The organism is Microvirga sp. jy35, assembly GCF_056148915.1.
In genome coordinates, this window is sequence record NZ_JBWBEW010000004.1 from 41,755 (window position 1) to 65,301 (window position 23,547).

24 protein-coding genes and 1 riboswitch are annotated in these 23,547 nt (G+C 65.2%); of the genes, 16 read left to right on the top strand and 8 right to left on the bottom strand.

Going from position 1 to position 23,547, the window contains the following annotated elements; translation table 11 throughout:
- Positions 1-61: 61 nt before the first annotated feature.
- Positions 62-1,180, bottom strand: coding sequence for an A/G-specific adenine glycosylase (mutY, locus tag AC0QTX_RS05010; RefSeq protein WP_474602731.1), 1,119 nt, complete (start codon positions 1,178-1,180; stop codon positions 62-64).
- A 57-nt stretch (positions 1,181-1,237) separates the two neighbouring features.
- Here mutY and AC0QTX_RS05015 point away from each other — a divergent pair, with 57 nt between their 5' ends.
- From AC0QTX_RS05015 to AC0QTX_RS05055, 9 genes are all read left to right on the top strand, one after another.
- A complete protein-coding gene (locus tag AC0QTX_RS05015) occupies positions 1,238-1,747 on the top strand; it encodes a DUF721 domain-containing protein (protein WP_474602732.1) in 510 nt (169 codons plus the stop codon).
- A 71-nt stretch (positions 1,748-1,818) separates the two neighbouring features.
- Positions 1,819-2,457, top strand: coding sequence for a DsbA family protein (locus AC0QTX_RS05020; RefSeq protein ID WP_474602733.1), 639 nt, complete (start codon positions 1,819-1,821; stop codon positions 2,455-2,457).
- 45 nt (positions 2,458-2,502) lie between these two features.
- Positions 2,503-5,961: a chromosome segregation protein SMC gene (smc, locus tag AC0QTX_RS05025; protein WP_474602734.1), complete on the top strand. Its 3,459-nt coding sequence runs from the start codon at positions 2,503-2,505 to the stop codon at positions 5,959-5,961.
- 341 nt (positions 5,962-6,302) lie between these two features.
- Positions 6,303-6,674 (top strand): AtpZ/AtpI family protein, encoded by a 372-nt coding sequence (locus AC0QTX_RS05030; RefSeq protein WP_190844924.1) that lies wholly within the window; start codon positions 6,303-6,305, stop codon positions 6,672-6,674.
- 59 nt (positions 6,675-6,733) lie between these two features.
- Positions 6,734-7,462 (top strand): F0F1 ATP synthase subunit A, encoded by a 729-nt coding sequence (locus tag AC0QTX_RS05035; protein WP_474602735.1) that lies wholly within the window; start codon positions 6,734-6,736, stop codon positions 7,460-7,462.
- A 54-nt stretch (positions 7,463-7,516) separates the two neighbouring features.
- Positions 7,517-7,741 carry a F0F1 ATP synthase subunit C gene (locus AC0QTX_RS05040; RefSeq protein ID WP_134494401.1) on the top strand — a complete coding sequence of 75 codons (225 nt, stop codon included), beginning with the start codon at positions 7,517-7,519 and terminating at the stop codon, positions 7,739-7,741.
- A gap of 227 nt (positions 7,742-7,968) precedes the next feature.
- The gene (locus AC0QTX_RS05045) at positions 7,969-8,517 is read left to right on the top strand and encodes a F0F1 ATP synthase subunit B family protein (RefSeq protein WP_474602736.1); all 549 of its coding nucleotides are present in this window, start codon (positions 7,969-7,971) and stop codon (positions 8,515-8,517) included.
- Positions 8,518-8,530: 13 nt separating this feature from the next.
- Positions 8,531-9,016, top strand: coding sequence for a F0F1 ATP synthase subunit B family protein (locus AC0QTX_RS05050; RefSeq protein ID WP_474602737.1), 486 nt, complete (start codon positions 8,531-8,533; stop codon positions 9,014-9,016).
- Between the two features lie 68 nt (positions 9,017-9,084).
- Positions 9,085-9,735, top strand: a complete 651-nt coding sequence (locus AC0QTX_RS05055; protein ID WP_474602738.1) for an HAD family hydrolase — start codon at positions 9,085-9,087, stop codon at positions 9,733-9,735.
- A 170-nt stretch (positions 9,736-9,905) separates the two neighbouring features.
- Here AC0QTX_RS05055 and gcvPB read toward each other — a convergent pair whose 3' ends face one another.
- The 5 genes from gcvPB to gcvT form a co-directional block, all read right to left on the bottom strand.
- The gene (gcvPB, locus tag AC0QTX_RS05060; protein WP_474602739.1) at positions 9,906-11,552 is read right to left on the bottom strand and encodes an aminomethyl-transferring glycine dehydrogenase subunit GcvPB; all 1,647 of its coding nucleotides are present in this window, start codon (positions 11,550-11,552) and stop codon (positions 9,906-9,908) included.
- Complete coding sequence (gene gcvPA / locus AC0QTX_RS05065; RefSeq protein WP_474602740.1) at positions 11,552-12,892, bottom strand: aminomethyl-transferring glycine dehydrogenase subunit GcvPA; 1,341 nt, start codon at positions 12,890-12,892, stop codon at positions 11,552-11,554. Before gcvPA ends, gcvPB begins: the two co-directional genes overlap by 1 nt.
- Before the next feature lie 19 nt (positions 12,893-12,911).
- Positions 12,912-13,388 (bottom strand): OsmC family protein, encoded by a 477-nt coding sequence (locus tag AC0QTX_RS05070; protein ID WP_474602741.1) that lies wholly within the window; start codon positions 13,386-13,388, stop codon positions 12,912-12,914.
- A gap of 163 nt (positions 13,389-13,551) precedes the next feature.
- Entirely contained in the window at positions 13,552-13,926 is a 375-nt protein-coding gene (gene gcvH / locus AC0QTX_RS05075) for a glycine cleavage system protein GcvH (RefSeq protein ID WP_036357800.1), read from the bottom strand.
- A 25-nt stretch (positions 13,927-13,951) separates the two neighbouring features.
- Complete coding sequence (gene gcvT / locus AC0QTX_RS05080; protein WP_474602742.1) at positions 13,952-15,100, bottom strand: glycine cleavage system aminomethyltransferase GcvT; 1,149 nt, start codon at positions 15,098-15,100, stop codon at positions 13,952-13,954.
- A gap of 159 nt (positions 15,101-15,259) precedes the next feature.
- Positions 15,260-15,349: riboswitch (glycine riboswitch) on the bottom strand.
- Positions 15,350-15,512: 163 nt separating this feature from the next.
- On the opposite strand from gcvT, the gene AC0QTX_RS05085 reads away from it, so the two are divergent.
- The gene (locus AC0QTX_RS05085; RefSeq protein ID WP_474602743.1) at positions 15,513-16,817 is read left to right on the top strand and encodes a hemolysin family protein; all 1,305 of its coding nucleotides are present in this window, start codon (positions 15,513-15,515) and stop codon (positions 16,815-16,817) included.
- Positions 16,818-16,820: 3 nt separating this feature from the next.
- On the opposite strand, the gene AC0QTX_RS05090 is transcribed toward AC0QTX_RS05085, so the two are convergent.
- The gene (locus AC0QTX_RS05090; RefSeq protein ID WP_474602744.1) at positions 16,821-17,393 is read right to left on the bottom strand and encodes a hypothetical protein; all 573 of its coding nucleotides are present in this window, start codon (positions 17,391-17,393) and stop codon (positions 16,821-16,823) included.
- A gap of 27 nt (positions 17,394-17,420) precedes the next feature.
- Positions 17,421-17,933, bottom strand: a complete 513-nt coding sequence (locus AC0QTX_RS05095; RefSeq protein ID WP_474602745.1) for an invasion associated locus B family protein — start codon at positions 17,931-17,933, stop codon at positions 17,421-17,423.
- A 313-nt stretch (positions 17,934-18,246) separates the two neighbouring features.
- Between AC0QTX_RS05095 and coxB the strand changes: the two genes are divergently transcribed.
- From coxB to AC0QTX_RS05125, 6 genes are all read left to right on the top strand, one after another.
- Positions 18,247-19,104 (top strand): cytochrome c oxidase subunit II, encoded by an 858-nt coding sequence (coxB, locus tag AC0QTX_RS05100; RefSeq protein ID WP_474602746.1) that lies wholly within the window; start codon positions 18,247-18,249, stop codon positions 19,102-19,104.
- Positions 19,105-19,131: 27 nt separating this feature from the next.
- Positions 19,132-20,751, top strand: a complete 1,620-nt coding sequence (ctaD, locus tag AC0QTX_RS05105; RefSeq protein WP_474602747.1) for a cytochrome c oxidase subunit I — start codon at positions 19,132-19,134, stop codon at positions 20,749-20,751.
- Between the two features lie 129 nt (positions 20,752-20,880).
- Entirely contained in the window at positions 20,881-21,837 is a 957-nt protein-coding gene (locus tag AC0QTX_RS05110; RefSeq protein WP_474602748.1) for a heme o synthase, read from the top strand.
- A gap of 4 nt (positions 21,838-21,841) precedes the next feature.
- A complete protein-coding gene (locus tag AC0QTX_RS05115) occupies positions 21,842-22,003 on the top strand; it encodes a hypothetical protein (protein ID WP_474602749.1) in 162 nt (53 codons plus the stop codon).
- A gap of 9 nt (positions 22,004-22,012) precedes the next feature.
- Positions 22,013-22,603, top strand: a complete 591-nt coding sequence (locus AC0QTX_RS05120; RefSeq protein WP_474602750.1) for a cytochrome c oxidase assembly protein — start codon at positions 22,013-22,015, stop codon at positions 22,601-22,603.
- A 68-nt stretch (positions 22,604-22,671) separates the two neighbouring features.
- Positions 22,672-23,529: a cytochrome c oxidase subunit 3 gene (locus tag AC0QTX_RS05125; protein WP_474602751.1), complete on the top strand. Its 858-nt coding sequence runs from the start codon at positions 22,672-22,674 to the stop codon at positions 23,527-23,529.
- The last annotated feature ends 18 nt before the right edge of the window (positions 23,530-23,547 follow it).

Genomic DNA, 23,547 nt, shown 5'->3' on the forward strand with positions numbered 1-23,547 from the left:
AGTTCATCAAGTAAATTAGGACCTCCTCAGGATGAGGCTGTGGGTGAGCCTTGCGGGTGGCCTAGGTGCTCTTTGCCTGCTTCTGCCTCGACGCTTTCACATTCGCGCCCGGCAAATCGCCGAGCGCATGCGCGAGCACCTTCTTCATGGCGCCGGGCAGGGCCTCCTCGTGCAGCTGGAGGCGCGGGGTCCAGCGCATGTCGTCCGGCGCGGGCGTGCCCTTGGGGACCTTGGCAAAGAGCACTGTCAGTTCGAGGGGGAAATGGGTGAAGACATGGCGCACCGTGCCCGGCAGGCGCTGCCAGCGCGCCTCGATGGGAGCGTCGAGCACGGCGCGGGAGGGCTGATAATCCGGCACCCATTCGCTCGTCGGCGGCTCGACCATGCCGCCGAGAAGCCCCTGCGGCGGGCGGGTGCGGAGCAGGATCGTGTCGTCGGCGCGCAGCACCACGAAGGCCGCTCCCTTGCGCAGCTGACCGGTCTCCTTCTTCTGCTTTTTCGGAAAGCTCTCCTGCAGCCCCTCGGCGCGGGCGCGGCAGGGCTTCATCCAGGGGCACAGCGCGCAGGCGGGGCGCTTGGGCGTGCAGATGGTGGCGCCGAGATCCATCACGGCTTGAGCGAAGTCGCCCGGACGGTCCTCCGGCACCAGGGCCTCTGTGAGGCTCCGAATCAGGGGCTTGGCCTTCGGCAGCGGCTCCTCGACCATGAAGACACGGGACATGACCCGCTCCACATTGCCGTCCACCGCCGCGGCCTTCTCGTCGAAGGCGATGGCCGCCACGGCCGCGGCCGTATAGGCCCCGATGCCGGGAAGCTTCAGGAGTTGGGCTTCCGTCGGTGGGAAGCGCCCGCCGTGCTTGTCCACAACCGCCTTGGCGCAGGCATGGAGATTGCGGGCGCGGGAGTAGTAGCCGAGGCCGGCCCAGGCATGCATCACGGCGTCGGAGGGAGCCTCGGCCAAGGCCTCCACGGTCGGGAAGCGCTCCAAGAAGTTCAGGTAATAGGGTTTGACCGCCGCCACCGTGGTCTGCTGGAGCATGACCTCGGAAAGCCAGACGCGGTAAGGGTTTGCGGTCTCGCCCGCCCTGGCACGCCACGGCAAGTCGCGCCGGTGACGGTCGTACCAGACGAGGAGATCCTGCGGGTCGGGCTTGGTCGCGCTCGAAGCGGGCGTTAACATGTCACGTGGAATAACGGTCCTGATCGCATATTCCAACGCGGCTTTTGGACATTCAACATGAGACGACCGCGGCCCCTTGCCCGCCCCCTCGCCGAGTTTCTCGACGTCTGCCTGTCCCCAAGCCTGGCGGCGCAGGGCTTTGCCACGTCGGACATCATCATGGCCTGGCCCGAGATCGTCGGCGAGCGTCTGGCCGCCTTCACCCAGCCCCTCAAGATCGAGTGGAAGCGCAAAGCCCCCCATGCGGATCCGGAAACGCGGCCGGACCCCGCCACCCTGGTCATTCGGGTGGAGAGCGCCTTCGCCCTCGAGCTCCAGCACATGGCGCCCACCATCATCGACCGGGTGAACACCTATTACGGCTGGCGCTGCATCGGAAAGATCGTCCTGAAACAAGGACCCGTGCGGCGGGTTGAGAAGAAGCGCCCGGCCCCTCCCGTCCTCACCCCTGCGGACCGGGAGAAGGTCGACAGGGCCGTGGAGCCCATCGAGGAGGAGCACTTGAAGGCGGCTCTCGACCGGCTGGGGCAGGCGATCGTCAGCTCCGGTTCACGCACGAAAGCGTGACATGGGAGCGCTTGCCTCACAGGCCAAGGCATTCTACCGCAGAACGAAATCTCTTCAGGAGTTCCCTCACGATGATCACCCGGCGTCAGACGCTTCAGCTTCTCGGAACCGCAGCCGTCACGGCGTACCTCGCCGCGAGCCTGCCGGCCTTCGCCCAGAACGTGTCCGCATCCGATCTCGCGGTCCAGGGGCCCCTCGGCGACGTGGCCTTAGGCCCGGAAAACGCCAAGGTGACGATCATCGAGTACGCTTCGCTCACCTGCTCCCACTGCGCCAACTTCCACAAGACCACCTGGCCGGAGCTGAAGAAGCGCTACATCGACACCGGCAAGGTCCGCTTCGTCCTGCGCGAGTTCCCCCTCGACCCGCTCGCCACCGCCGGCTTCATGCTCGCCCGCTGCGACGGCGCCGACAAGTATTACCCGATCACGGACCTGCTGTTCGAGCAGCAGCGGAACTGGGCTTTCACCGACAAGCCCCTGGACGCCCTGCGCGGCCTGATGCGCCAAGCCGGTTTTTCACAGGAAAAATTTGACGCTTGCCTCAAGGACCAGAAACTATATGACGCAGTCAACGCGGTGAAGAACCGGGGTATGGAGCAGTTCCGTGTGGACTCCACGCCGACTTTCTTCATCAATGGTCAGCGTCATCCTGGAAGCCTGTCGATCGATGAGATTGAAAAGGTCATCAAGCCGATTCTCGGAGAGTAAGCTCCGCCACCCTGCTCTGACTGAGCAGGACGGGAAGGCGCGTCCATGAAGCTGACGCGCCTTCGCATTGCAGGCTTCAAGACCTTCGTCGAGCCCACCGACTTCCTGATCGAGCCGGGGCTGACCGGCGTCGTGGGCCCCAACGGCTGCGGCAAATCCAATCTCGTGGAGGCCCTGCGCTGGGTCATGGGGGAGAACTCCTTCAAGAACATGCGCGCCACGGGCATGGACGACGTCATCTTCTCCGGCTCCGGCGGCCGGCCCGCCCGCAACTGGGCCGAGGTGATGCTCACCATCGACAATGCGGAGCGCACGGCGCCCGCCGCCTTCAACGACAGCGATCTTCTGGAAATCTCGCGCAAGATCGAGCGCGAGGAAGGCTCGACCTACCGGGTCAACGGCAAGGAAGTGCGGGCCCGCGACGTGCAGATCCTGTTCGCGGATGCCGCGACCGGGTCCCGCTCGCCGGCCCTCGTCCGCCAGGGCCAGATCAGCGAGATCATCTCGGCCAAGCCCCAGGCCCGCCGCCGCATCCTGGAGGATGCCGCGGGCATCGCGGGTCTCCATGCCCGCCGCCACGAGGCCGAGCTGCGGCTGAAGGCCGCCGAGGACAACCTCGTCCGGGTCGAGGACGTGATCCGCGAGCTGGAAAGCCAGATCGAAAGCCTGAAGCGCCAGGGCCGTCAGGCCTCCCGCTACAAGAACCTCTCCGCCGAGATCCGCCGGCTCGAGGCCCTGATGTACGCCATCAGCTTCTCGGAGGCGCGCGAGCAGGCGGCCACTGCCGAACGCCAGGTCACTGAGGCCCTCAAGGCCGTGGCCGACGCCACCGAGGAGCAGACCCGCGCGGCAACCGCCCAGGCTGTCGCTGCCCATGCCCTGCCAGGCCTGCGCCAGGAAGAGGCTGCGGCAGCCGCCGCCCTGCAGCGCCTGACCCACGCCCGCAACGAGCTCGAATCGGAAGAGCGCCGCTCCAAGGAGCGCGTGACGGAGCTCGAACGCCATATCGGCGATCTCAACCGCGACATCGCCCGCGAGGCCGCCCAGCGCACGGACGCCGAGGCTACCATCGGGCGCCTCCAGTCCGAAGCCGCCGAGATCGCGCTGACCACAGACGGGGCCGACGATGCCCGCGCCGAGGCCGATGAACGCCTTCACAGCGCCGAGGCGGAGCTGCACGAGGCCGAGGCAGCCCTAGGGGCGCTACAAGCCCAGACCTCCGACCTCAACGCCCGCCGCGCCGCCCTGGAGCGCGCCGTGCGCGAGGAGATGGAGCGCGCTGCCCGGTTCCGATCCGAGAAGGAGCGGCTTGAGCGTGAGATCGCAGCCCTCTCCGGCTCGACCGAGGACGGCCCCTCGCTGGACGATCTTCGCGAGGAGATGGCGATCGCCGAGGAGAGCGCCCAATCGGCCGAAGAGGCTGTGATCGAGGCGCGCGAGACCCTTTCATCGGCGCGCGAGGCCGAGAACCGCCTGCGCCAGCCTCTGAATGAGGCCGAGCGCAAGGCGCAGCGGCTCGAGACCGAGGCGCTGACGCTCGCCAAGCTCGTCACCTCCGCCACCGGCGACCTCTGGCCCCCGGCCCTCGACCAGATCACGGTCGACAAGGGCTACGAGACGGCCCTGGGCGCAGCGCTGGGCGACGACCTCGAAGCCTCGACCAATCCTTCGGCCCCCGCTCACTGGGAAATGACCGGTGCCGGCGAGGGCGACCCCTCCCTGCCGGAAGGCGTCCGTTCGCTGGCCGATCTCGCCCGCGCTCCGGCCGAGCTGCAGCGCCGCCTGCGCCAGATCGGCGTGGTCGGCCGCGCCGACGGACTTCGCCTGCGCGCGCTCCTCAAGCCCGGCCAGCGGCTGGTCTCCCAGGAGGGCGACGTATGGCGCTGGGACGGTTTTACCAATGCGGCGGAAGCGCCCTCCCCGGCTGCCCGGCGCCTCGCCGAGAAGAACCGCCTCGGCGATCTGGAGCGTGAAGCGGCGGCAGCCCGCGAGCAGGCCGAACACCTGCGGCATGAGGCGGAAACGGCCATCGAGGCCGTCCGCCGGGCTGCTTCCCACGAGATGCAGGCCATCGAGGCCGCCCGCCAGGCCCGTCAGGCCCTCGACGCCGCCCGGACCCGATTGACGGCCGCAGAGCGCAAGGAGGCCGAACTGGGCCAGCGCCGCTCCGCCCTGCAGGAAGGCCTGACCCGCCTCGGGGAGAGCGAGGCGGAAGCCCTGGAGCGCGTGCAGGACGCTGAAGGCGCCCTGCAGGACCTCGCCCCCGCGCCGGATCTGGAAAGCCGCCTGCTCGAGGAGCGCACCCGCGTGGCCGAGCGCCGGGCCGCGGCCTCCGAGGCGCGGGCTGCCCTGCAGTCGCTCATGCACGAGGCCGAGCTGCGCCGCCGCCGGCAGGATGCGCTTGCGGCCGATATCCGCCTGTGGACGGAGCGCGCCGCCCGGGCGGCCAGGGCCTTCGAGGATCTGGGCGAGCGTTTGGAGCGGGCGCAGGACGAGCACCAGCGCCTGCTGGAGGCTCCCGACACCTATCTCCAGCGCCGCCGCGCGCTCATCAGTGAGGTCGAGGAGGCCGAGGCGAAGCGCAAGGAAGCCGCCGACCGCCTCGCCGATGCGGAAACGGGTCTCGCCGAGTCGGATCGCACCGCCCGTGCCGCCCTTGAGGCGCTGTCGGCTGCCCGCGAATCCCGCGCAGGCTCGCAGGCCAGGCACGAAGCCGCCGTGGCGCGCCTCGCCGAGATCACCCGCACCATCGCGGAAAATCTGGAGACGACCCCGGCCGGTCTCATCGAACTCGCGGGCCTGAAGGAGGCTACCGAGCTTCCGCCGCATGGGGAGATCGAGTCCAAGCTCCACTCCCTCAAGCACGACCGGGAGCGCCTGGGCGCCGTAAACCTGCGTGCCGACGAGGAGCTCTCCGAGCTTGAGGCCAAGCACAACAGCATCGCGGGCGAACGGGACGACCTTGTCGAGGCCATCAAGCGCCTGCGCCAGGCCATCGGCAGCCTCAACCGCGAGGGCCGCGAGCGGCTGCTCGCCGCCTTCGACGTGGTGAACGACCATTTCAAGCGCCTCTTCAGCACCCTGTTCGGCGGCGGCACGGCGGAGCTGACCCTGGTCGATTCGGACGATCCGCTCGAGGCCGGCCTCGAAATCCTCGCCCGCCCTCCCGGCAAGAAGCCCCAGAGCATGACCCTGCTCTCCGGCGGCGAGCAGGCGCTCACCGCCACGGCGCTGATCTTCGCCGTGTTCCTCACGAATCCCTCGCCGATCTGCGTGCTCGACGAGGTGGACGCCCCCCTCGACGACGCCAATGTGGAGCGCTACTGCGCCCTGCTCGAGGACATGGCCCGCCAGACCGAGACCCGGTTCGTGGTGATCACCCACAACCCCATCACCATGGCCCGGATGGACCGCCTGTTCGGCGTCACCATGGCGGAGCGCGGCGTCTCGCAGCTGGTCTCCGTCGACCTGCAGAGCGCCGAGCGCATTCTTGAGGTAGCCTAGCGCATCGTGCGGACCCAGCGGGCCGCGCCAGCGAAAAGTGGTCCCGGTTTTCCGCTCCGAACGATGCGCCAGCTAAGGAAAAAGGCATCGGATGGATCCCAAAAGTGGATTCCACTTTTGGGTCTGATGCCGTAAGGTTTTCAGGCTCTGCCACGCTTCGGCCCCAAAAACATGTGCGCTTTCCGCCTCAGCCTGCGCTGAACCAATCATAATATAGCAATATCAATTACTTAGTTCTTTTCAGACGGTTCTTGACAGGGGGGACCCCCGCTCATATGGTGCGCCCGGCTTTCGGGGCTGGTTTCCAGGCATTTTCCCGCAACGCTTCACAGGAGATCGCAATGGCGGACCCTCACGAGCGGAACGGTGAAAATGAGCGGAAACCGAGCAGCGCCGATGATGCCGACCTGTCAGCGAGACTGAAGTCACTCGATGCGCGGATCTCTCAAGCATCCGTTCAGCGAGCCGAGTCGGAACCTCGCGCCCGTCCGACGTCCAACTCCACTGCTCTTGGCCAAGCCTTCAGGCTCTCGGCCGAATTCGTTGCAGGAGTTGCTGCCGGCGGGATCCTGGGTTGGATCGTCGACTACCTGTTCGGATCTTCCCCTTGGGGTCTGATCGTTTGTCTGATACTCGGCTTCTGCGCCGGGATGCTCAATCTGATGCGAGCAGCCGGGGTGGTCAAACCCGCCCGGCATGACGACAAGCGGTGACGGACTGAGACTTCGAACGCCGAACGGCATTGGCAACAGCGAACTTTTGAGAGCGGATCATGGCGAGCCCGATCGAACAATTCCAGATCAAGCCCATTATTCCGGTCATCAACTTCACCAATTCGTCGCTGTTCATGATCGGCGCCGCCGCCGTGATCGTTGGCGGTCTCCTGTACGCCACCCGCAAGCGCGCCGTCGTTCCGGGCCGCGCCCAGTCGGTTGCCGAGGTCCTGCACGATTTCGTCGCGAACACCTTGGTCGATGCGACCGGCAAGGAGGGAATGAAGTTCTTCCCCCTCGTCTTCTCGCTCTTCATGTTCGTGCTGACGGCCAATCTTCTCGGCATGATCCCGGGCTTCTTCACGGTTACCAGCCACATCATCGTCACCTTCGCGCTCGCCATGCTGGTGATCGGCACCGTGGTGATCTATGGCTTCGTCAAGCATGGCACCCACTTCCTCGGCCTCTTCGTGCCGTCGGGCGTGCCGGTCTGGCTTCTGCCCTTCATCGTGGTGATCGAGCTCATCTCCTTCCTGTCGCGCCCGATCTCGCTGTCCCTGCGTCTCTTCGCGAACATGCTCGCGGGACACATCGCGCTGAAGGTTTTCGCAGGCTTCGTGGTCAGCCTCCTGGCGGCCGGCGGCGCCCTGACGATCCTCGCTCCGCTGCCGCTCCTCATGGCGGTTGCTCTCATGGCGCTCGAGTTCCTCGTCGCCGCCCTGCAGGCCTACGTCTTTACGGTGTTGACCTGCATCTACCTGAACGACGCGCTGCACCCGGGCCACTAGGTCTGCGCTGAGTTAACCTTCCCTCCCGATCACGTTATTCCCAAGGAGATCACAATGGATCCGGTTGCTTTCAAGTTCCTCGGCGCGGGCCTCGCCTGCATCGGCATGGGTCTCGCCGCCATGGGCGTCGGCAACATCTTCGGCAACTTCCTCTCGGGCGCCCTGCGCAACCCGTCGGCGGCCGACAGCCAGTTCGCCCGCGCCTTCATCGGTGCGGCGCTCGCGGAAGGTCTCGGCATCTTCTGCCTCGTCGTCGCTCTCGTTCTGCTCTTCACCTAATCTCAAAACGGTGATCGGGAGGCTGAGGCGCGCTCATGCGCTTCGCCTCGACAGGGGTGACGGCGGATTGAACCGCCGTCATTCATGTTTCCGGCGCATCGTGCGGAAAAGTGGTTCCGGTTTTCCGTCTTCGACGATGCGCCAGTCCAGGGATTAAGCATCGGCTGAATCCCGAAAGTGCATTCCACTTTTGGGCCGGTGCTAGGAACGTTCTTTAGGATCTGCTCATGGCTCAGGCTCAGACGACCAACGCCACAACAGAGGCCCACGGCGGCGCTCACGACGATGTCGGGTTTCCGCCCTTCGCGAGCGAAACATTCGGTGGTCAGCTCCTGTGGCTCGCCATCACCTTCGTGGTGCTCTACACCCTGCTTTCACGACTGGTCCTGCCGCGCCTGAGCGGAATCATCGAAAACCGCCGCGCGATGATCGCCAGCGATCTCGACGATGCGGCTGCCATGAAATCCCGCGCGGAAGAAGCAGGCTCCGCTTACGAGAAGTCGCTTGCCGAGGCGAAGACCCGCGCTCAGGTTCTGGCTCAGGAAACCCGCGCGAAGCTCTCCGCCGAGAGCGATGCCAAGCGCAAGTCCCTCGAGGCCGACCTCAACCAGCGCCTCGCAGAGGCCGAGGCCACCATCTCGGCCAAGAAGGACGAGGCCATGAGCCACGTGAACGCCATCGCCCGCGACACGGCGTCCGCCATCATCGAGCGCCTCACCGGCAAGGTTCCGGCCCCGCAGAAGGTCGAAGCCGCTCTCAACCAGATCAAGGCCTGATCGGGAGATCCGCATGTTAGAGAACACCAATTTCTGGGTTGCGGTCGCCTTCTTCATCTTCTGGGGCCTGATGTTCTATCTGGGCGTCCCGGGCATGGTGATGAACCAGCTCGACTCCCGCGGCAAGCGTATTGCCGACGAACTGGCCGAGGCCAAGCGCCTTCGCCAGGATGCCGAACGGCTCCTCAAGGAGTACGAGTCCAAGCGCGCCGCCGCCGAGCGCGAGGCCGCCGAGATCGTCTCCAATGCGCGCACCGAGGCCGAGCGCCTTGCCGCCGAGGCGCAGGAGAAGATGACCGACTTCGTGAAGCGCCGCACCGCGACCGCCGAAGCGAAGATCGCCCAGGCCGAGGCCCAGGCCTCGGCGGAGGTTCGCGCCGCCGCCGTCGACGCCGCCATCAAGGCTTCCGAGCGCGTCCTGCGCGACGAGATCACCGGCGCCACCGCCGCCTCCCTCGTCACGTCGAGCCTTAATGACGTGCGCACGAAGCTGCAGTGAGGCTTTTCGCATAAAGAGACTTTGCAAAGGCCGCCCTTCAAGGCGGCCTTTTTGCTGGAGGCAAGCCCATGCTGCTGATCTTCGACTGCGACGGCGTGTTGGTCGATTCGGAGGCGCTCGCCTGCGAGATCGATGCCCAGATCCTCACCCAGATCGGGCTGCCCTATTCGGCGGAAGACATCGCACGCAAGTTCGTCGGGGTCAGCTTCAAGGACATGGTGACACGCCTCGAGGCGGAGCACGGCTGCGTGCTTCCGGCCGATCTCGGCGCACAGCTGGACAGCGCCCTTTTCGCGAAGTTCGAAACGGACCTGAAGCCGATTGAGGGCATCCGCGAGGCCATCCTCTCGCTCCCCTACCCGCGCTGCGTGGCCTCCTCCTCCACGCCAGAACGAATCGCCCTGTCGCTGCGCATCACAGGCCTGGCGGATCTGTTCGATCACGTCTTCAGCGCCACACAGGTCGCGCGGGGCAAACCGGCGCCGGATTTGTTCCTCCATGCCGCAAAGAACATGAATGCCAATCCGCAGGATTGCATCGTGATCGAGGATTCAGCGGCTGGGGTTCAGGGGGCGCTTGCCGCCGGCATGCGCGTGATCGGCTTTGTCGGTGGAGCACATTGTGGGCCAGAGCATGCGGAGAAGCTAAGGCAGGCTGGTGCATCTGTGGTGATCGAAAGGATGGTGGAGCTGACCGGCGCTGTGCAGACTCCTAGATAATAAAATAATGATCCCAGACGGCGACAGCCGTCCGGGATCTGATGCAGGATTAGGCGCTCTCTTACCTCGCGATCCCAGATCTTCGCTACGCTCCGTCCTGGATGACGAATCTACTTAGGATGAAAAGAGAATGCCCGGCACTTGGCCGGGCATTTGCAGTTTGTGGCGCCTTACTCCGCCGCTTCCGCCACCGGCGCGGGCGGCGTCCACTTGAGCACCGGGCTGCGCGCGGCGCGGGTCTCGTCGAGGCGGCGGCGCGGGGCATGGTAGGGGGCGCCGGTGAAGCGCTCCTTGTCGCCGTTCTTGGCGGCCATGGCGAGGTCGCGCAGCATCGCGACGAAGAGGTCCAGCGACGCCTTCGATTCGGACTCCGTCGGCTCGATCAGCATGGCGCCATGCACCACCAGCGGGAAGTACATGGTCATCGGGTGGTAGCCCTCGTCGATCATGGCCTTGGCCACGTCCAGGGTAGTCACGCCCGTGTCCTTGAGCCACGCGTCGTCGAAGAGCACCTCGTGCATGCAGGGCTTGTTGCCGAAGGGCAGCGACATCAGGTCGGCGAGGCCCGCGCGGATGTAGTTGGCGTTGAGCACCGCATCCTCGGAGGCCTGCTTCATGCCGTCCGAACCATGCGAGAGCATGTATGACAGGGCCCGCACATACATGCCCATCTGGCCGTGGAAGGCCGTCATGCGGCCGAAGGGCTTCTCTGCAGCGTCAGATGCCTGCTCCACCAGCTCGAAGCCGTCCTGGCCGGCCCGAACGAACGGCACCGGGGCAAACGGCGCGAGGCGTGCTGACAGCACCACCGGGCCTGAGCCCGGACCGCCGCCGCCGTGCGGCGTCGAGAAGGTTTTGTGCAGGTTGATGTGCATGGCATCGACGCCGAGATCCCCAGGCTTCGCCTTGCCCACGATGGCGTTGAAGTTGGCGCCGTCGCAGTAGAAATAGGCGCCTGCGTCATGGATCGCCTTGGCGATCTCCGCCACCTGGGGCTCGAAGAGCCCGCAGGTGTTGGGGTTCGTGAGCATGATCGCCGCGACGTCGGGGCCGAGGCGCTCCTTCACGTCCTCCACGTGCACCCAGCCGTCCTCGCGGGCGGGCACCGGCTTCACCTTGAAGCCGATCAGCGCCGCGGTGGCCGGGTTCGTGCCGTGCGCCGAATCGGGCACGAGCACCACGTTGCGGGTCGCGCCCTCGCCCTTCGCCTCGATGGCGGCCTTGATCGCCATCATGCCGCAGAGCTCGCCATGGGCACCCGCCTTCGGCGAGAGCGCCACGGCGGTCATGTTGGTGAGCGTGATCAGATAGCGTCCGAGCTCGTCCATGAGCTCCAGGGCTCCCTGCACGGTGGAGACCGGCTGCAGCGGATGCACGTCGGAGAAGCCCGGCAGGCGCGCCATGCGCTCGTTGAGGCGCGCATTGTGCTTCATGGTGCAGGAGCCGAGCGGGAAGAGGCCCGTGTCGATGCCGTAGTTCTGCTGGCTGAGGCGCACGTAATGGCGCATGGTCTCAGGCTCGGAGAGGCCCGGCAGACCAATGGGCTCCTTGCGCTCAAGCCCGCCAAGGCGTGGCTTGAAATCCTCCGGCTCGTCGAGATCGACGCCGGTGGTGTCGTAGCGCCCGATCTCGAACAGCAGCGGCTCGATCTGCGCCAGCGCCTTGTTGCCGGTGAAGGTCGGGTGAGCCTCGGCGGCCGAGCCGGTAGCGCGGCTGGCATCGCCCTGCAGGCGAGCGGCCTGATTGCCCATGCCGGCGGCCGGATCGGACACGCCGTGAGCCTGAGGAGCGGAGGGGCGTCCCTGGCGGTTCAACATCACAGAACCTCCTTCAAGGCGGCACAGAAGGCCGCGCGGTCATCATCGGTGTTCACTTCGGTGGAAGCGACGAGCAGCAGGTTGTCGAGGCCGGCGCCAGGCAGGAGGCGCGACACGGGTACGCCGCCGAGCACACCCTTCTCGACAAGACGCTCCAGCACTTCGGCCGCAGGCTTTGAGAGCTTCACGGTGAATTCGTTGAAGAATGTCTCGTTGAGCACCTCGACGCCCGTCACGGAGGCCAGCTGATCCGCCAGCTTCACCGCGTTGGCATGGTTGATGCGGGCGAGGCGCGAGAGGCCCGCTTCGCCGAGCAGCGTCATGTGAATGGTGAAGGCGAGCGAGCAGAGACCCGAATTGGTGCAGATGTTCGAGGTTGCCTTGTCGCGGCGGATATGCTGCTCACGGGTCGAGAGCGTCAGCACGAAGCCGCGATTGCCGTCCGCATCCACCGTCTCGCCGCAGAGGCGGCCCGGCATCTGGCGGAGGAACTTCGACTGGGTGGCAAAGAGGCCCACATAAGGCCCGCCGAAATTCAGCGCATTGCCGATGGACTGACCCTCGCCCACCACGATGTCGGCGCCCATGCTGCCGGGAGACTTGAGCAGACCGAGCGACACGACCTCCGTGAACACGGCAATCAGAAGAACGCCGTGCTGGTGCGCCTTGTCGGCAATGGGCTTCAGGTCGCGCACGTTGCCGAACACGTCCGGCGACTGCACGACCACGCAGGACACGCTGTCGTCGATCCGGGACAGGATGTCCTCGGTGCCTCCCACGTCGGGCGCCATGGTGACGACGTCATCGCTCGACATCTCGGAGAGCGTCCTCACTACATCGGCGTAATGCGGATGCAGGCCGCCCGAGAGCACCGCCTTGCGGCGCTTGGTGACGCGATGCGCCATGAGCACCGCCTCGCCCGTGCCGGTGGAGCCGTCATACATGGAGGCGTTCGCCACCTCCATGCCGGTGAGCGCGGCAACTTGAGTCTGGAACTCGAAGAGGTACTGCAGCGTCCCTTGAGCGATCTCCGGCTGATACGGGGTGTAGCTCGTCAGGAACTCGGACCGCTGGATCAGGTGATCGACGGTTGCGGGCACGTGGTGCTTGTAGGCGCCCGCACCGACGAAGAATGGTACGCTCGAGGCGGAGATGTTCTTCACGGACATGCGGGAGAGGATGCGCTCCACGTCCAGTTCGCCCTTGCGGCGCGGCAGGTCCACCGGCTCCTTCAGGAGCAGGCTCTTCGGCACGTCGGCGAAAAGCTCATCGACGTGGTTGACCCCGATCCGTGCGAGCATCTCGCTGCGATCGGTGTCGGACAAAGGCAAATAACGCATCGCGAAAGAACCTTGTTTGTTAATGCGAGGGAATGCCCGCCACCACGATCTCCGTGAGCACGGAGTTGGCGATGAAGCATTCCTTATGGGCGAGGTGGTGCATGTCGACGATCTGCTCGGGCGTCGGAACCTTGTCGCCGGAGAATTCAATATGGGGGTCCAGGGTGACCTTGGAAACGAAGAGCTTGCCGTTCCCGTTCTTCGTCATGATTCCGAGCGCCTTGTCTTCATACGAATCGACGACAAAGCGCTTCTTGGCGGCGATCGACAGGAAGGTGAGCATATGGCAGCTCGACACGGCCGCCACGAAAGCCTCTTCCGGATCGACCGCATCCTCCCGTGAGAGGGGCAAGGGCACGACGGAGGGCGATGCGGAGCCAGGAACCTCAATGCCACCATCGAAGGACCACGTATGGCCGCGGCTGTAGCGGTTGTCGGAGAAGCTCTCGTCCTCTCCCCGCGTCCAGCGTATCGTCGCCCTGTATTCGTGCGTCATGGCCGTACCTGACTTAGAATGTCCAACTGAGCCTCACCCTGAGGAGGACCGTCAGGTCCGTCTCGAAGGGCGATGCGCCTCCAGTGCCCTCTGGAACCTCCATCGAGACGCCCACTGCATGGGCTCCTCAGGATGAGGGCAGAGGTTTGTTGACCGCCCGACCTTACGAGATCGACTTCACGAATTCCCCGTACTGCTCTTCGGTCATGAGGCCGTCGAGCTCGCTCTCGTTCGTGAGACGGATCTTCATGAACCAGCCGCGGCCGGCCGGGTCCTCGTTGACGGTGCCGGGAGACGCCTCGAGCTCGCTGTTGACCTCTACCACCTCGCCGGAGACGGGCGCATAGACTTCGCTTGCCGCCTTCACGCTCTCGACGACGGCCGCCTCGTCGCCCTTCGACAGGGTCTTGCCGACGCTGGGCAGCTCTACGAACACCACATCGCCGAGCTGGCCCTGAGCATAATCGGAGATGCCGACGATACCGGCATCGCCCTCGACGCGGATGTATTCGTGATCCTTGGTGTAGCGCGTGGTCATGATGAATTCCCTCTTGATAGTGATGTCAGCGCTTGTAGCGATGGGGAGCGAACGGCATGGCTGCAACCTTGGCCGGCAGCGGCTTGCCGCGAACGATGAGATGCAGGTCCGTGCCGGCGGCGGAGACGTCCTTGGCCACATACCCCATGGCGACCGGACCGTTGACCGTGGGGCCGAAGCCGCCGGAGGTGACGATGCCGACCTCGCGCCCGTCAGGGGTGGTGATGACGCTGCCTTCACGGGCAGGCGCGCGGCCCTCCGGCCTGATGCCGACGCGAACGCGCGAAGCACCGTCCTTGATCTCGCGCTGAACGCGCGCGGCGCCCGGAAAACCACCTTCCTCGCGGCGGCGCTTCTGGATCGACCAGATCAGGCCCGCCTCGATGGGCGATGTCGTGGTGTCGATGTCGTGGCCGTAGAGGCACAGGCCCGCTTCGAGACGCAGCGAATCGCGGGCGCCGAGGCCGATGGCCTTCACCTCCGGATCGGCGAGGAGCGCACGCCAGAGCTTCGCCGCATCCTCGGCCTTGCAGGAAATCTCGAAACCGTCCTCGCCCGTGTAGCCCGAGCGGGACACATGGCACCAGATGCCGTCGATCTGCACGTCGGCCGACATCATGAAGGAGAGCGCCGCGGCTTCAGGGGTAAGCTTCGCCAGAACGGCTTCCGCCGAGGGCCCCTGCAGGGCCATCAGGCCGAGCTCGTCCTTGCGGTTCAGGCTCACGCCCTTCGGCAGGCGAGCCTGGATGTGAGCGTAGTCCTGCTCCTTCATGGAGGCGTTCACGACGAGATAGAGCCAGCCCTCATGACCGGGAGCGCCGACGCGGGTCACCATCAGGTCGTCGAGAATGCCGCCGTCATCGGCCAGAAGCTGCGAATAGCGCTGCTGGTTCGGCTTGAGATTCACGACATCGGCCGGAATCAAGGCCTCGAGCGCCCTGGCGACGGTCTCGTGACTCTTGTCCTCGGCCACGAGGAAGGCCTGGCCCATATGGGAGACGTCGAACAGGCCCGCATGCTCGCGGGTCCAGTTGTGCTCTGCCATGATGCCGGTGGGGTACTGCACCGGCATGTCGTAGCCGGCGAACGGCACCATGCGGGCGCCAAGCGCCACATGCTCCGCGTGGAGCGGGGTTTTCAGGAGCGGCTCGTCGCTGTGCGCTGGCTCGGCCATCGGTGTCCCTCAAAGGTGCGCGTTCCATCGAGCCTTGCGGCCCGTTGCTCTGCGCCCCCTCTGTCCCGAGACCTGAGAGATTTCCCTTCAGCCGTCGAAGGCCGAGGTTACGCCCGTCGGTGGGCGACGCTTTCAAACGTCGCCGCTTTCCAGAGTGCCAGCTCCCGCGCGGTCCTTTGGCCTGAGCGTTTCCGGGGCGGTTGCGCCTTCGGCGCCGGACTGTCGTCCGGTCTCTTCCGCGGGGATCATCGGCTGGCCTAAGCTCTGAAGAGGAATTAGCCTCCTGTCAACAAAGCAGGACGGGCCTGTTCACCCTTTAATTGACGCCGGGCCCCTCAGGCTCCATCTTAAGGGCCATCTGTCACAGAAGGGGAGAAGCGCGGCCTGATCCGGTCAGCAGCTCCACGCATCGTTGCTCGAACTGATCATCGCTATCGCTCTCGTCGCCCTCAACGGCGTCTTCGCTCTTTCCGAACTTGCCATCGTGTCCGCCCGCCGGCCTCGCCTCAAGGCCATGGCCGAACAGGGCCGCTCGGGCGCCAGCACGGCCCTCACCCTCATGGAGGATTCGGGCCGCTTCCTCTCGACGGTCCAGATCGGCATCACCCTGGTGGGCATCCTGGCCGGCGCCTTTTCGGGCGCGGCGCTGGGCGGCAGGCTGACGGAGATTTTCCTGGCCCAGGGCATGCCTGAGGGCGCAGCGCGCCCCCTCGGCTACGGCATCGTCATCGGCATCATCACCTACCTGTCCATCGTGATCGGCGAGCTCGTGCCCAAGCAGCTGGCCCTGCGCCACCCGGAGGGCATCGCCTGTGCCATGGCACCGATGATGCTGGTCGTGTCGAAGGTCGCGGCCCCGGCCGTCTGGCTTCTGAATGCCTCCACCACCATGATCTTCAGCCTCTTCGGAACCAAGTCCGACGATTCCTCGACCGTCACCGAAGAGGAGATCAAGATGCTCGTGGGCGAGGCCGAGAGCGCCGGTGTGATCGAGGAGGAGGAGCGCCGCATGATCTCGGGCGTGCTGCGCCTCGGCGACCGGACGGTGCGCGGCCTCATGACGCCCCGGACGGACGTGGACTGGATCGATACCGAGGATGACGAAGACACGATCCGTGCCCTGCTGATCGAGACCCCGCATTCGCGCCTGCCGGTAAGCGAGGGCACCCCCGACAACGTGATCGGCGTGGTTCAGTCGCGGGAGCTTCTGGCCGCCATGCTGTCCGGCCAGCCCCTCGACATTCGCAGGCACCTGCAGCAGGCGCCGGTCATTCCGGACACCCTCTACGCCCTGGACGCCTTGGCAATCCTGAGGGACGCTGAAGTCCCCATGGCCCTGGTCCACGACGAATATGGCCATTTCGAAGGGGTCGTGACCCCGGCCGATGCCCTGGAGGCCATCGTCGGCGCCTTCCGGTCCGACGGCGAGGCACCAGAGCCCGATGCCGTCCGACGAGAGGATGGCTCCTGGCTGCTCGCCGGCTCCATGCCGGTGGACGAAATGGCCGAGATCCTCGGCGTGACCCTGCCCGAGACCCGGAGCTATCACACGGTGGGCGGCCTGGTCATCAGCGAGCTGCAGCACCTGCCGACCACGGGCGAACACGTGGAGACCCTCGGCTGGCGCTTCGAGGTCATCGATCTCGACGAGCGCCGGATCGACAAGGTGCTGGCTGCCCCGCTCAACCAGAGAGCGGGCGCCGCCGTTCTATACTGAGGCTTATCCGCGACGTCCTGCGGCTGAGCGGGCGCCGAGGCCGACCTCGATCTCGAAGCTGTCGACGGAAACCGCGGGAACCACGATGCCCTCCTCGACGATGGAGACGGTCGTCTGGGTCTGTCCGGCCGGGATCGCAGCCGCCACCCGGCGGGAGCGATTGGCGAAGACGGTCGAGCCGTCCTTGACGATGATCTGAACCGGAACGTCATAGCGGCCCGCCGATCCGCCGGTGCCGAGGAGCGCCCTGGCCTCGACGCCGACCCTCACCAGGGTGGTGCCGTCCGGCTGGCCGACGCATTCGCGGGCCAGATCGCCCAGGGCGATCTGGCTGCGGATGGAGCCCGCATCGCCGCCGCGGGCCTGAATGACCGCGCCGCCATCCATGACCTCCACGGTCGGGCAATACACGTCGCGGGTCTCGGCAGCCTGGCGCGGCGTCTGGGTCGTCCCTGCCGTGAGCAGCATGTCGCCCACGCCGAAGCCGCCCTCGCCCGGCGCTCCGCAGCCGGCCAAGCTCGAAACCCCGAGCACAACGAAGGCCCATCCGGCCCTGCGGTTCAATCCCTTGTTCATCACTGTCCCCCACCCTCTCTTCATTAATTACGGAAGGGCATCGAACCCGGCCGCGAACCCGTTCAGGGACACGGGAATCCCGATCCCCTCCTCGGGCGTCTGGAAGACGATGAAGGTGGCCTGCTGGCCGGTCTTCATCTGGTTGATCAGGTTGTCCTCCATCACCACCTCGGCAACGCAGCCCGATGCCAGGCAGCGCACGAACCCGGCGCGGCCGATATCCGTCTGGTCGATCTTCAGGCCAAGCCCCGAGGGCAGCAGAATACCCAGAGGCGCCACCACGCGCAGGAGGCGGCTTTTGCCATCAGCGGTTTTCAACATGATAATGACGAGGGTGACGTTGGGGCGATCCTCCGCAACAACGTTCTGCACAAGAGCGCATTGCTCGGCGGTCGCTCCGGCCGGAGTCTCGCAGCGCATCTGCCAGTCGCCGAAGGTGTTCTTGACCATGCCCTGAGCGCCGGCGCCGCTGGCGCCGAGCAGGGCTGCAAGTCCCAGGAAAGCTGCCGCGCCGTGGCGAACCCATTGCGATGCGCCCATCGGTTTCTCCATTCCGTAAGCCCCTGTCAAAGGGTCGCGGCGTGCCGCCGCTCCGATCCAACTTTGGCCGTTGGGACCATGGCAGGGGGCGCGATGTCAAGCGAGAGGGGCGATTTGAAGGGGCGAAAAGCTCTTTGGCGGTTATGACGCATAAATTGCGACGTCTGCACCGTTGCGCTTGGGACAATCCTGTGGTCTTTGACGCAGATCAAAGGTGATGGCGCAAGCCGGGCGCCGACATTCGCACGCCCGCGCCTTCCCCGATGCTTTCATGGCCCTGGGCCATCACATCTTTAGGAGCTTTGGAACGCCGATGCGGATCGAGACTGGACGTCGATCGGTGACCGCCCTCTCCACGGCAGCGGTCGCACTTGTGTTGGGCATAAGTGAGGCGTGGGCGGCCGCCGGGCAGCCCTCCCCTTGGGAAACCGGCATGCAGGAGATGGTGACCGAGTTGGGACAGAGCGTGTCCAACTTCCACACCTACCTTACTTGGCTTATGGCCGCGATCTGCCTCTTCGTGCTGGCGCTGCTCCTTGTGATCGTTGCCCGCTTCAACGAGAACAAGAACCCGGTTCCCTCGAAGACCACCCACAACACCTTGCTCGAAGTGGCTTGGACCATCGTCCCGGTCCTGATCCTCGTGGTGATCGCCATCCCGTCCTTCCGCCTCCTGCGCGAGCAGCTCGTGCCGCCGCAGGCCGATCTTGTGGTGAAGGTGACCGGCTATTCCTGGTACTGGGGCTACGAATACCCGGCCGATCAGGGCGGCGGCTTCAAGTTCGACTCGAACATGGTCACCGAGGATAGCGCCCGTAAGCCGGATCAGCCACGCCTGCTGGGAGCCGACAACGCGATGGTCGTGCCGGTGGGCAAGGTGGTTCGCGTTCAGGTCACCTCGGCCGACGTGATGCACTCCTTCACGGTGCCGTCCTTCTACTTCAAGGTCGACGCCATCCCCGGCCGCCTGAATGAAGTCTGGTTCAAGGCCGAGAAAGAAGGCGTGTATTTCGGCCAGTGCTCGGAGCTCTGCGGCAACGGCCATCCCTATATGCCCATCGAAGTCCGCGTCGTGAGCGAGCAGCAATATGCCGCTTGGCTGACCGAGGCGAAGCAGCGTTATGCTTCCACGGACAGCCCGGCTCCGACCAAGTTCGCGACCGCTCAATAATCTGAAAAGGACCACAGAGGTCTCATCATGGCACATGCAGCTGATGCCGCTCACGCGGATCACCACGATCACCTTCCGAGCTTCTGGCGTCGGTGGTTCTATTCCACGAACCACAAGGACATCGGCACGCTCTACATGATTTTCGGCTTCACGGCGGGTATCGTCGGCGGCCTTCTGTCCATCGGCATGCGTCTAGAGCTCCAGGAGCCTGGCCTTCAGTTCTTCTCGAACCCGCAAGCCTTCAACGTCTTCGTGACCGGCCACGGCCTCATCATGGTGTTCTTCATGGTGATGCCCACGCTGATCGGCGGCTTCGGCAACTGGTTCATTCCGCTCATGATCGGCGCGCCCGACATGGCCTTCCCGCGGATGAACAACATCTCGTTCTGGCTCACGGTCTCGGCCTTCGCCCTGATGCTCTGCTCGCTCTTCGTCGAGGGCGCTCCGGGCTCGCTCGGCTTCGGTGGCGGCTGGACCGTGTATCCGCCGCTCTCGACCGTCGGCCATCCGGGCCCCGCGCTCGACTTCGGCATCTTCGCCCTGCACCTCGCCGGTGCGGCGTCGATCCTCGGCGCGATCAACTTCATCACCACGATCCTCAACATGCGCGCTCCGGGCATGACGCTGCACAAGATGCCGCTGTTTGCCTGGTCCATGCTGGTGACCGCGTTCCTGCTGCTCCTCTCGCTGCCTGTTCTCGCGGGCGCGATCACGATGCTGCTCACCGACCGCAACTTCGGAACAACCTTCTTCGACCCGTCGGGCGGCGGCGATCCGGTGCTCTACCAGCACCTGTTCTGGTTCTTCGGCCACCCCGAAGTGTACATCATGATCCTGCCGGCCTTCGGCATCGTGTCCCACATCATCTCCACCTTCTCCAAGAAGCCGATCTTCGGCTATCTCGGCATGGCCTACGCCATGGTGGCGATCGGCGTGGTCGGCTTCGTCGTGTGGGCGCACCACATGTACACCGTCGGCCTCTCGCTTCAGACCCAGGCCTACTTCGTGTTCGCCACCATGGTGATCGCGGTTCCCACGGGGGTGAAGATCTTCTCGTGGATCGCCACCATGTGGGGCGGCTCCATCCGCTTCACGGCGGCCATGCAGTGGGCGGTGGGCTTCGTGTTCCTGTTCACGGTCGGCGGTGTCACCGGCGTCGTGCTGGCGAATGCTCCCGTCGACCGCTACATGCACGACACCTACTACGTGGTGGCCCACTTCCACTACGTGCTGTCGCTCGGCGCGGTCTTCGTGATCTTCGCCGGCATGTACTACTGGTTCCCGAAGATCACCGGCTACGTGATGCCCGAGTGGATCGGCAAGCTGCACTTCTGGGTCGCCTTCATCGGCTCCAACGTGCTGTTCTTCCCGATGCACTTCCTCGGCCTCTCCGGCATGCCGCGCCGCTATGCGGATTATCCGGACGCCTTCGCGGGCTGGAACATGGTGTCGTCGATCGGCGCCTACGTGTTCTTCGCCGGCCTGTTCATCTTCATGTTCGGCGTGGTCTATGCCTTCATCCGCAAGGAAAAGGCTGCCGCGAATCCGTGGGGTGAAGGGGCGACGACACTGGAATGGACCCTGTCCTCTCCGCCTCCGTACCACCAGTTCGAGACCCTGCCCCGCGTCATCGATACGGGCCACTGAAATCACCCGAGTGGGCGGCGTCACGCCGCCCGCTCCTCCCCAGAGGGCTTGGATCTCACAAGCCTTCCGGCGAGGAGCCGACCATCCGGAGGCACTTCTGGCCTCGTCACGGCATTTCGGAATTTTGCGATGAGCACCATGTCGAACAGTCTGGCCGAAACCCAAGTCGAGAGTCTTGCGACCGCAGGCATGTCTCAGGGCGACGTGTCCGACTTCTTCGCCCTGTTGAAGCCGCGGGTGATGTTTCTCGTCGTCTTCACGGCGCTCGTCGGCATGGTCGTGAGCCCGTCAGATGTCCATCCGATCGTGGCCTTCGTGTCGCTCCTGATGATCGCCGTCGGCGGCGGCGCCTCCGGGTGCCTGAACATGTGGTGGGATGCGGATATCGACGCAGTCATGACCCGCACCCGCAAGCGCCCGATCCCCGCCGGCAAGATCCAGCCCGGTGAAGCCCTGGCCTTCGGCGTGACGCTCTCCGTCGGCTCGGTCATCATCCTGGGTCTCGTCAGCAACTGGCTTGCCGCCGGCCTGCTCGCCTTCACGATCTTCTTCTACGTGGTGGTCTATTCCATGTGGCTGAAGCGCACGACGCCGCAGAACATCGTCATCGGCGGTGCGGCGGGGGCCCTCCCCCCGATCGTCGCTCAGGCCGCCGTTACGGGCCACGTGGCCTTGGACAGCGTGATCCTGTTCGCCATCATCTTCATTTGGACGCCGCCGCACTTCTGGGCGCTCGCCCTCGTGAAGTCCGGCGATTACGAGCGCGCCGGCATTCCCATGATGCCGAATGTGGCCGGTCCCGACGCCACCCGGTTCCAGATCCTCGCCTACACGATCCTCCTGGCCCCCCTGGGGATGGCTCCGGTGGCCTTAGGGTTCGGCGGCCTGGCTTACGCCATCATCTCGCTCATCGGCGGCTTCGGCATGCTGGCGCTCGCCGTGCAGGTGTACCGCCTGCGCCAGGGCGAGCCTGCCATGCGCGTGGCCCAGCAGCTCTTCGGCTTCTCGATCCTCTATCTCTTCCTCCTCTTCGCGACCCTGCTGGTGGAGCACGGGTTCGGCTTCTTCCGGCCGGTGTTCGGATAATTCCATGGCGGATCGCAAGACGCACCAGAGCCTGACCCCCGAGGAACAGAAGCGGCGACGTAAGCGTTCGCTTGCCCTGGCGCTTACGCTCGGGGTCCTCGTGCTGCTGTTCTACGTGGTCACGATCGCGAAGCTCGGACCGGGCGTCCTGCAGCGCCCCATGTGAGGTTTGGACATGGTTGAGAATCCACACATCCAACGCAAGATGCACCGCACGGCCTTCGCCTGCGTCGGCATCGTCGTGGGCATGGTCGGCCTCGCCTATGCGTCCGTTCCCCTCTACGACCTCTTCTGCAAGGTCACGGGCTTCGGCGGCACCCCGATAGCCGTCGACGGCAATGGCTCGCAGGTGATCAACCGGACGATCTCCGTCCGCTTCGACTCCAATGTGGCGCCCGGGCTGAACTGGCGCTTCTCGCCGGAAACGCCCGAGGTGACGGTCAAGCTCGGCGAGACCACGACGGTTCTCTACAAGGTCACCAACAGGGGCGACAAGCCGAGCACGGGCATTGCCACCTACAACGTGCAGCCCGACCTTGCCGGCACCTACTTCTCCAAGCTCGAATGCTTCTGCTTCACCGAGCAGACCCTGCAGCCGGGCGAGACCCTGGAATCCGCGGTCGTTTTCTACGTCGATCCCCGCCTGATGGAGGATCGCGACGTGAAGGACCTTACATCCATCACCCTCTCCTACACCTACTTCCCCTCCAAAGGGGGCAAGCCGGTAGCGGAAGTGACATCCTCCACCACACCCATCTCTCAATAAGACACGTGACAAGCTGGGCGGAAACGTCATAAAGCGAGTTCACCTTCGAGGCACGGAGACGACACGAAATGGCCGAGGCCCACGCCAAGAACCACGACTACCACATCCTTGAACCGAGCCCGTGGCCGCTCATCGGCGCGGTCAGCGCGTTCCTGCTGACCTCCGGGTTCGTGACCTGGTGGAAGGACATCGCCATCGCCGGAATGCACCTTGGTCCCATCGTCTTCGGCCTGGGCATCATCGGCGTTCTCTACACCATGCTGGCCTGGTGGACAGATGTGGTGAAGGAGGCCAATACCGGCTCGCACACCCGCGTGGTCCAGCTTCACCACCGCTACGGCATGATCATGTTCATCGCCTCCGAGGTGATGTTCTTCGCCGCCTGGTTCTGGGCTTATTTCGATGCGGCCCTCTATGCGGGCGACCCGCAGCTCTACTCCCGCGTCGAGGCACTCGGCGGCGTCTGGCCCCCTAAGGGCATCGAGACCTTCGATCCCTGGCATCTGCCGCTTCTCAACACCCTGATCCTTCTCACCTCCGGCACCACGGTCACCTGGGCGCACCACGCGCTCCTGCACAACGACCGCCAGGGGCTGAAGATGGGCCTGTGGCTCACGGTGATCCTCGGCTTCGTCTTCACCTGCGTGCAGGCCTACGAGTACAGCCACGCGGCCTTCGGCTTCAGCGGCAACATCTACGGCGCCACCTTCTTCATGGCGACGGGCTTCCACGGCGCGCACGTGGTCATCGGCACGATCTTCCTGGCCATCTGCCTGCTGCGCGCCTATCGCGGCGACTTCACGCCCCAGCAGCATCTCGGCTTCGAGTTCGCCGCCTGGTACTGGCACTTCGTCGACGTGGTGTGGCTCTTCCTCTTCGCCGCCATCTATGTGTGGGGCTACGGCGGAAGCGGGGCTGGGCACTAAGCCACACGTAGACCCGTA

Bases quoted from the DNA above. Each gene is read 5' to 3' on its own strand.
- AC0QTX_RS05055 (WP_474602738.1), top strand. From the start codon at position 9,085: ATGCTGCTGATCTTCGACTGCGACGGCGTGTTGGTCGATTCGGAGGCG.
- mutY (WP_474602731.1), bottom strand. From the start codon at position 1,180: ATGTTAACGCCCGCTTCGAGCGCGACCAAGCCCGACCCGCAGGATCTC.
- AC0QTX_RS05110 (WP_474602748.1), top strand. From the start codon at position 20,881: ATGAGCACCATGTCGAACAGTCTGGCCGAAACCCAAGTCGAGAGTCTT.
- AC0QTX_RS05115 (WP_474602749.1), top strand. From the start codon at position 21,842: ATGGCGGATCGCAAGACGCACCAGAGCCTGACCCCCGAGGAACAGAAG.
- coxB (WP_474602746.1), top strand. From the start codon at position 18,247: ATGCGGATCGAGACTGGACGTCGATCGGTGACCGCCCTCTCCACGGCA.
- AC0QTX_RS05125 (WP_474602751.1), top strand. From the start codon at position 22,672: ATGGCCGAGGCCCACGCCAAGAACCACGACTACCACATCCTTGAACCG.
- gcvPA (WP_474602740.1), bottom strand. From the start codon at position 12,892: ATGCGTTATTTGCCTTTGTCCGACACCGATCGCAGCGAGATGCTCGCA.
- gcvPB (WP_474602739.1), bottom strand. From the start codon at position 11,552: ATGTTGAACCGCCAGGGACGCCCCTCCGCTCCTCAGGCTCACGGCGTG.
- AC0QTX_RS05045 (WP_474602736.1), top strand. From the start codon at position 7,969: ATGGCTCAGGCTCAGACGACCAACGCCACAACAGAGGCCCACGGCGGC.
- smc (WP_474602734.1), top strand. From the start codon at position 2,503: ATGAAGCTGACGCGCCTTCGCATTGCAGGCTTCAAGACCTTCGTCGAG.
- ctaD (WP_474602747.1), top strand. From the start codon at position 19,132: ATGGCACATGCAGCTGATGCCGCTCACGCGGATCACCACGATCACCTT.
- AC0QTX_RS05015 (WP_474602732.1), top strand. From the start codon at position 1,238: ATGAGACGACCGCGGCCCCTTGCCCGCCCCCTCGCCGAGTTTCTCGAC.
- gcvT (WP_474602742.1), bottom strand. From the start codon at position 15,100: ATGGCCGAGCCAGCGCACAGCGACGAGCCGCTCCTGAAAACCCCGCTC.
- AC0QTX_RS05070 (WP_474602741.1), bottom strand. From the start codon at position 13,388: ATGACGCACGAATACAGGGCGACGATACGCTGGACGCGGGGAGAGGAC.
- AC0QTX_RS05040 (WP_134494401.1), top strand. From the start codon at position 7,517: ATGGATCCGGTTGCTTTCAAGTTCCTCGGCGCGGGCCTCGCCTGCATC.
- AC0QTX_RS05120 (WP_474602750.1), top strand. From the start codon at position 22,013: ATGGTTGAGAATCCACACATCCAACGCAAGATGCACCGCACGGCCTTC.
- AC0QTX_RS05090 (WP_474602744.1), bottom strand. From the start codon at position 17,393: ATGAACAAGGGATTGAACCGCAGGGCCGGATGGGCCTTCGTTGTGCTC.
- AC0QTX_RS05095 (WP_474602745.1), bottom strand. From the start codon at position 17,933: ATGGGCGCATCGCAATGGGTTCGCCACGGCGCGGCAGCTTTCCTGGGA.
- AC0QTX_RS05030 (WP_190844924.1), top strand. From the start codon at position 6,303: ATGGCGGACCCTCACGAGCGGAACGGTGAAAATGAGCGGAAACCGAGC.
- AC0QTX_RS05050 (WP_474602737.1), top strand. From the start codon at position 8,531: ATGTTAGAGAACACCAATTTCTGGGTTGCGGTCGCCTTCTTCATCTTC.
- AC0QTX_RS05035 (WP_474602735.1), top strand. From the start codon at position 6,734: ATGGCGAGCCCGATCGAACAATTCCAGATCAAGCCCATTATTCCGGTC.
- gcvH (WP_036357800.1), bottom strand. From the start codon at position 13,926: ATGACCACGCGCTACACCAAGGATCACGAATACATCCGCGTCGAGGGC.
- AC0QTX_RS05020 (WP_474602733.1), top strand. From the start codon at position 1,819: ATGATCACCCGGCGTCAGACGCTTCAGCTTCTCGGAACCGCAGCCGTC.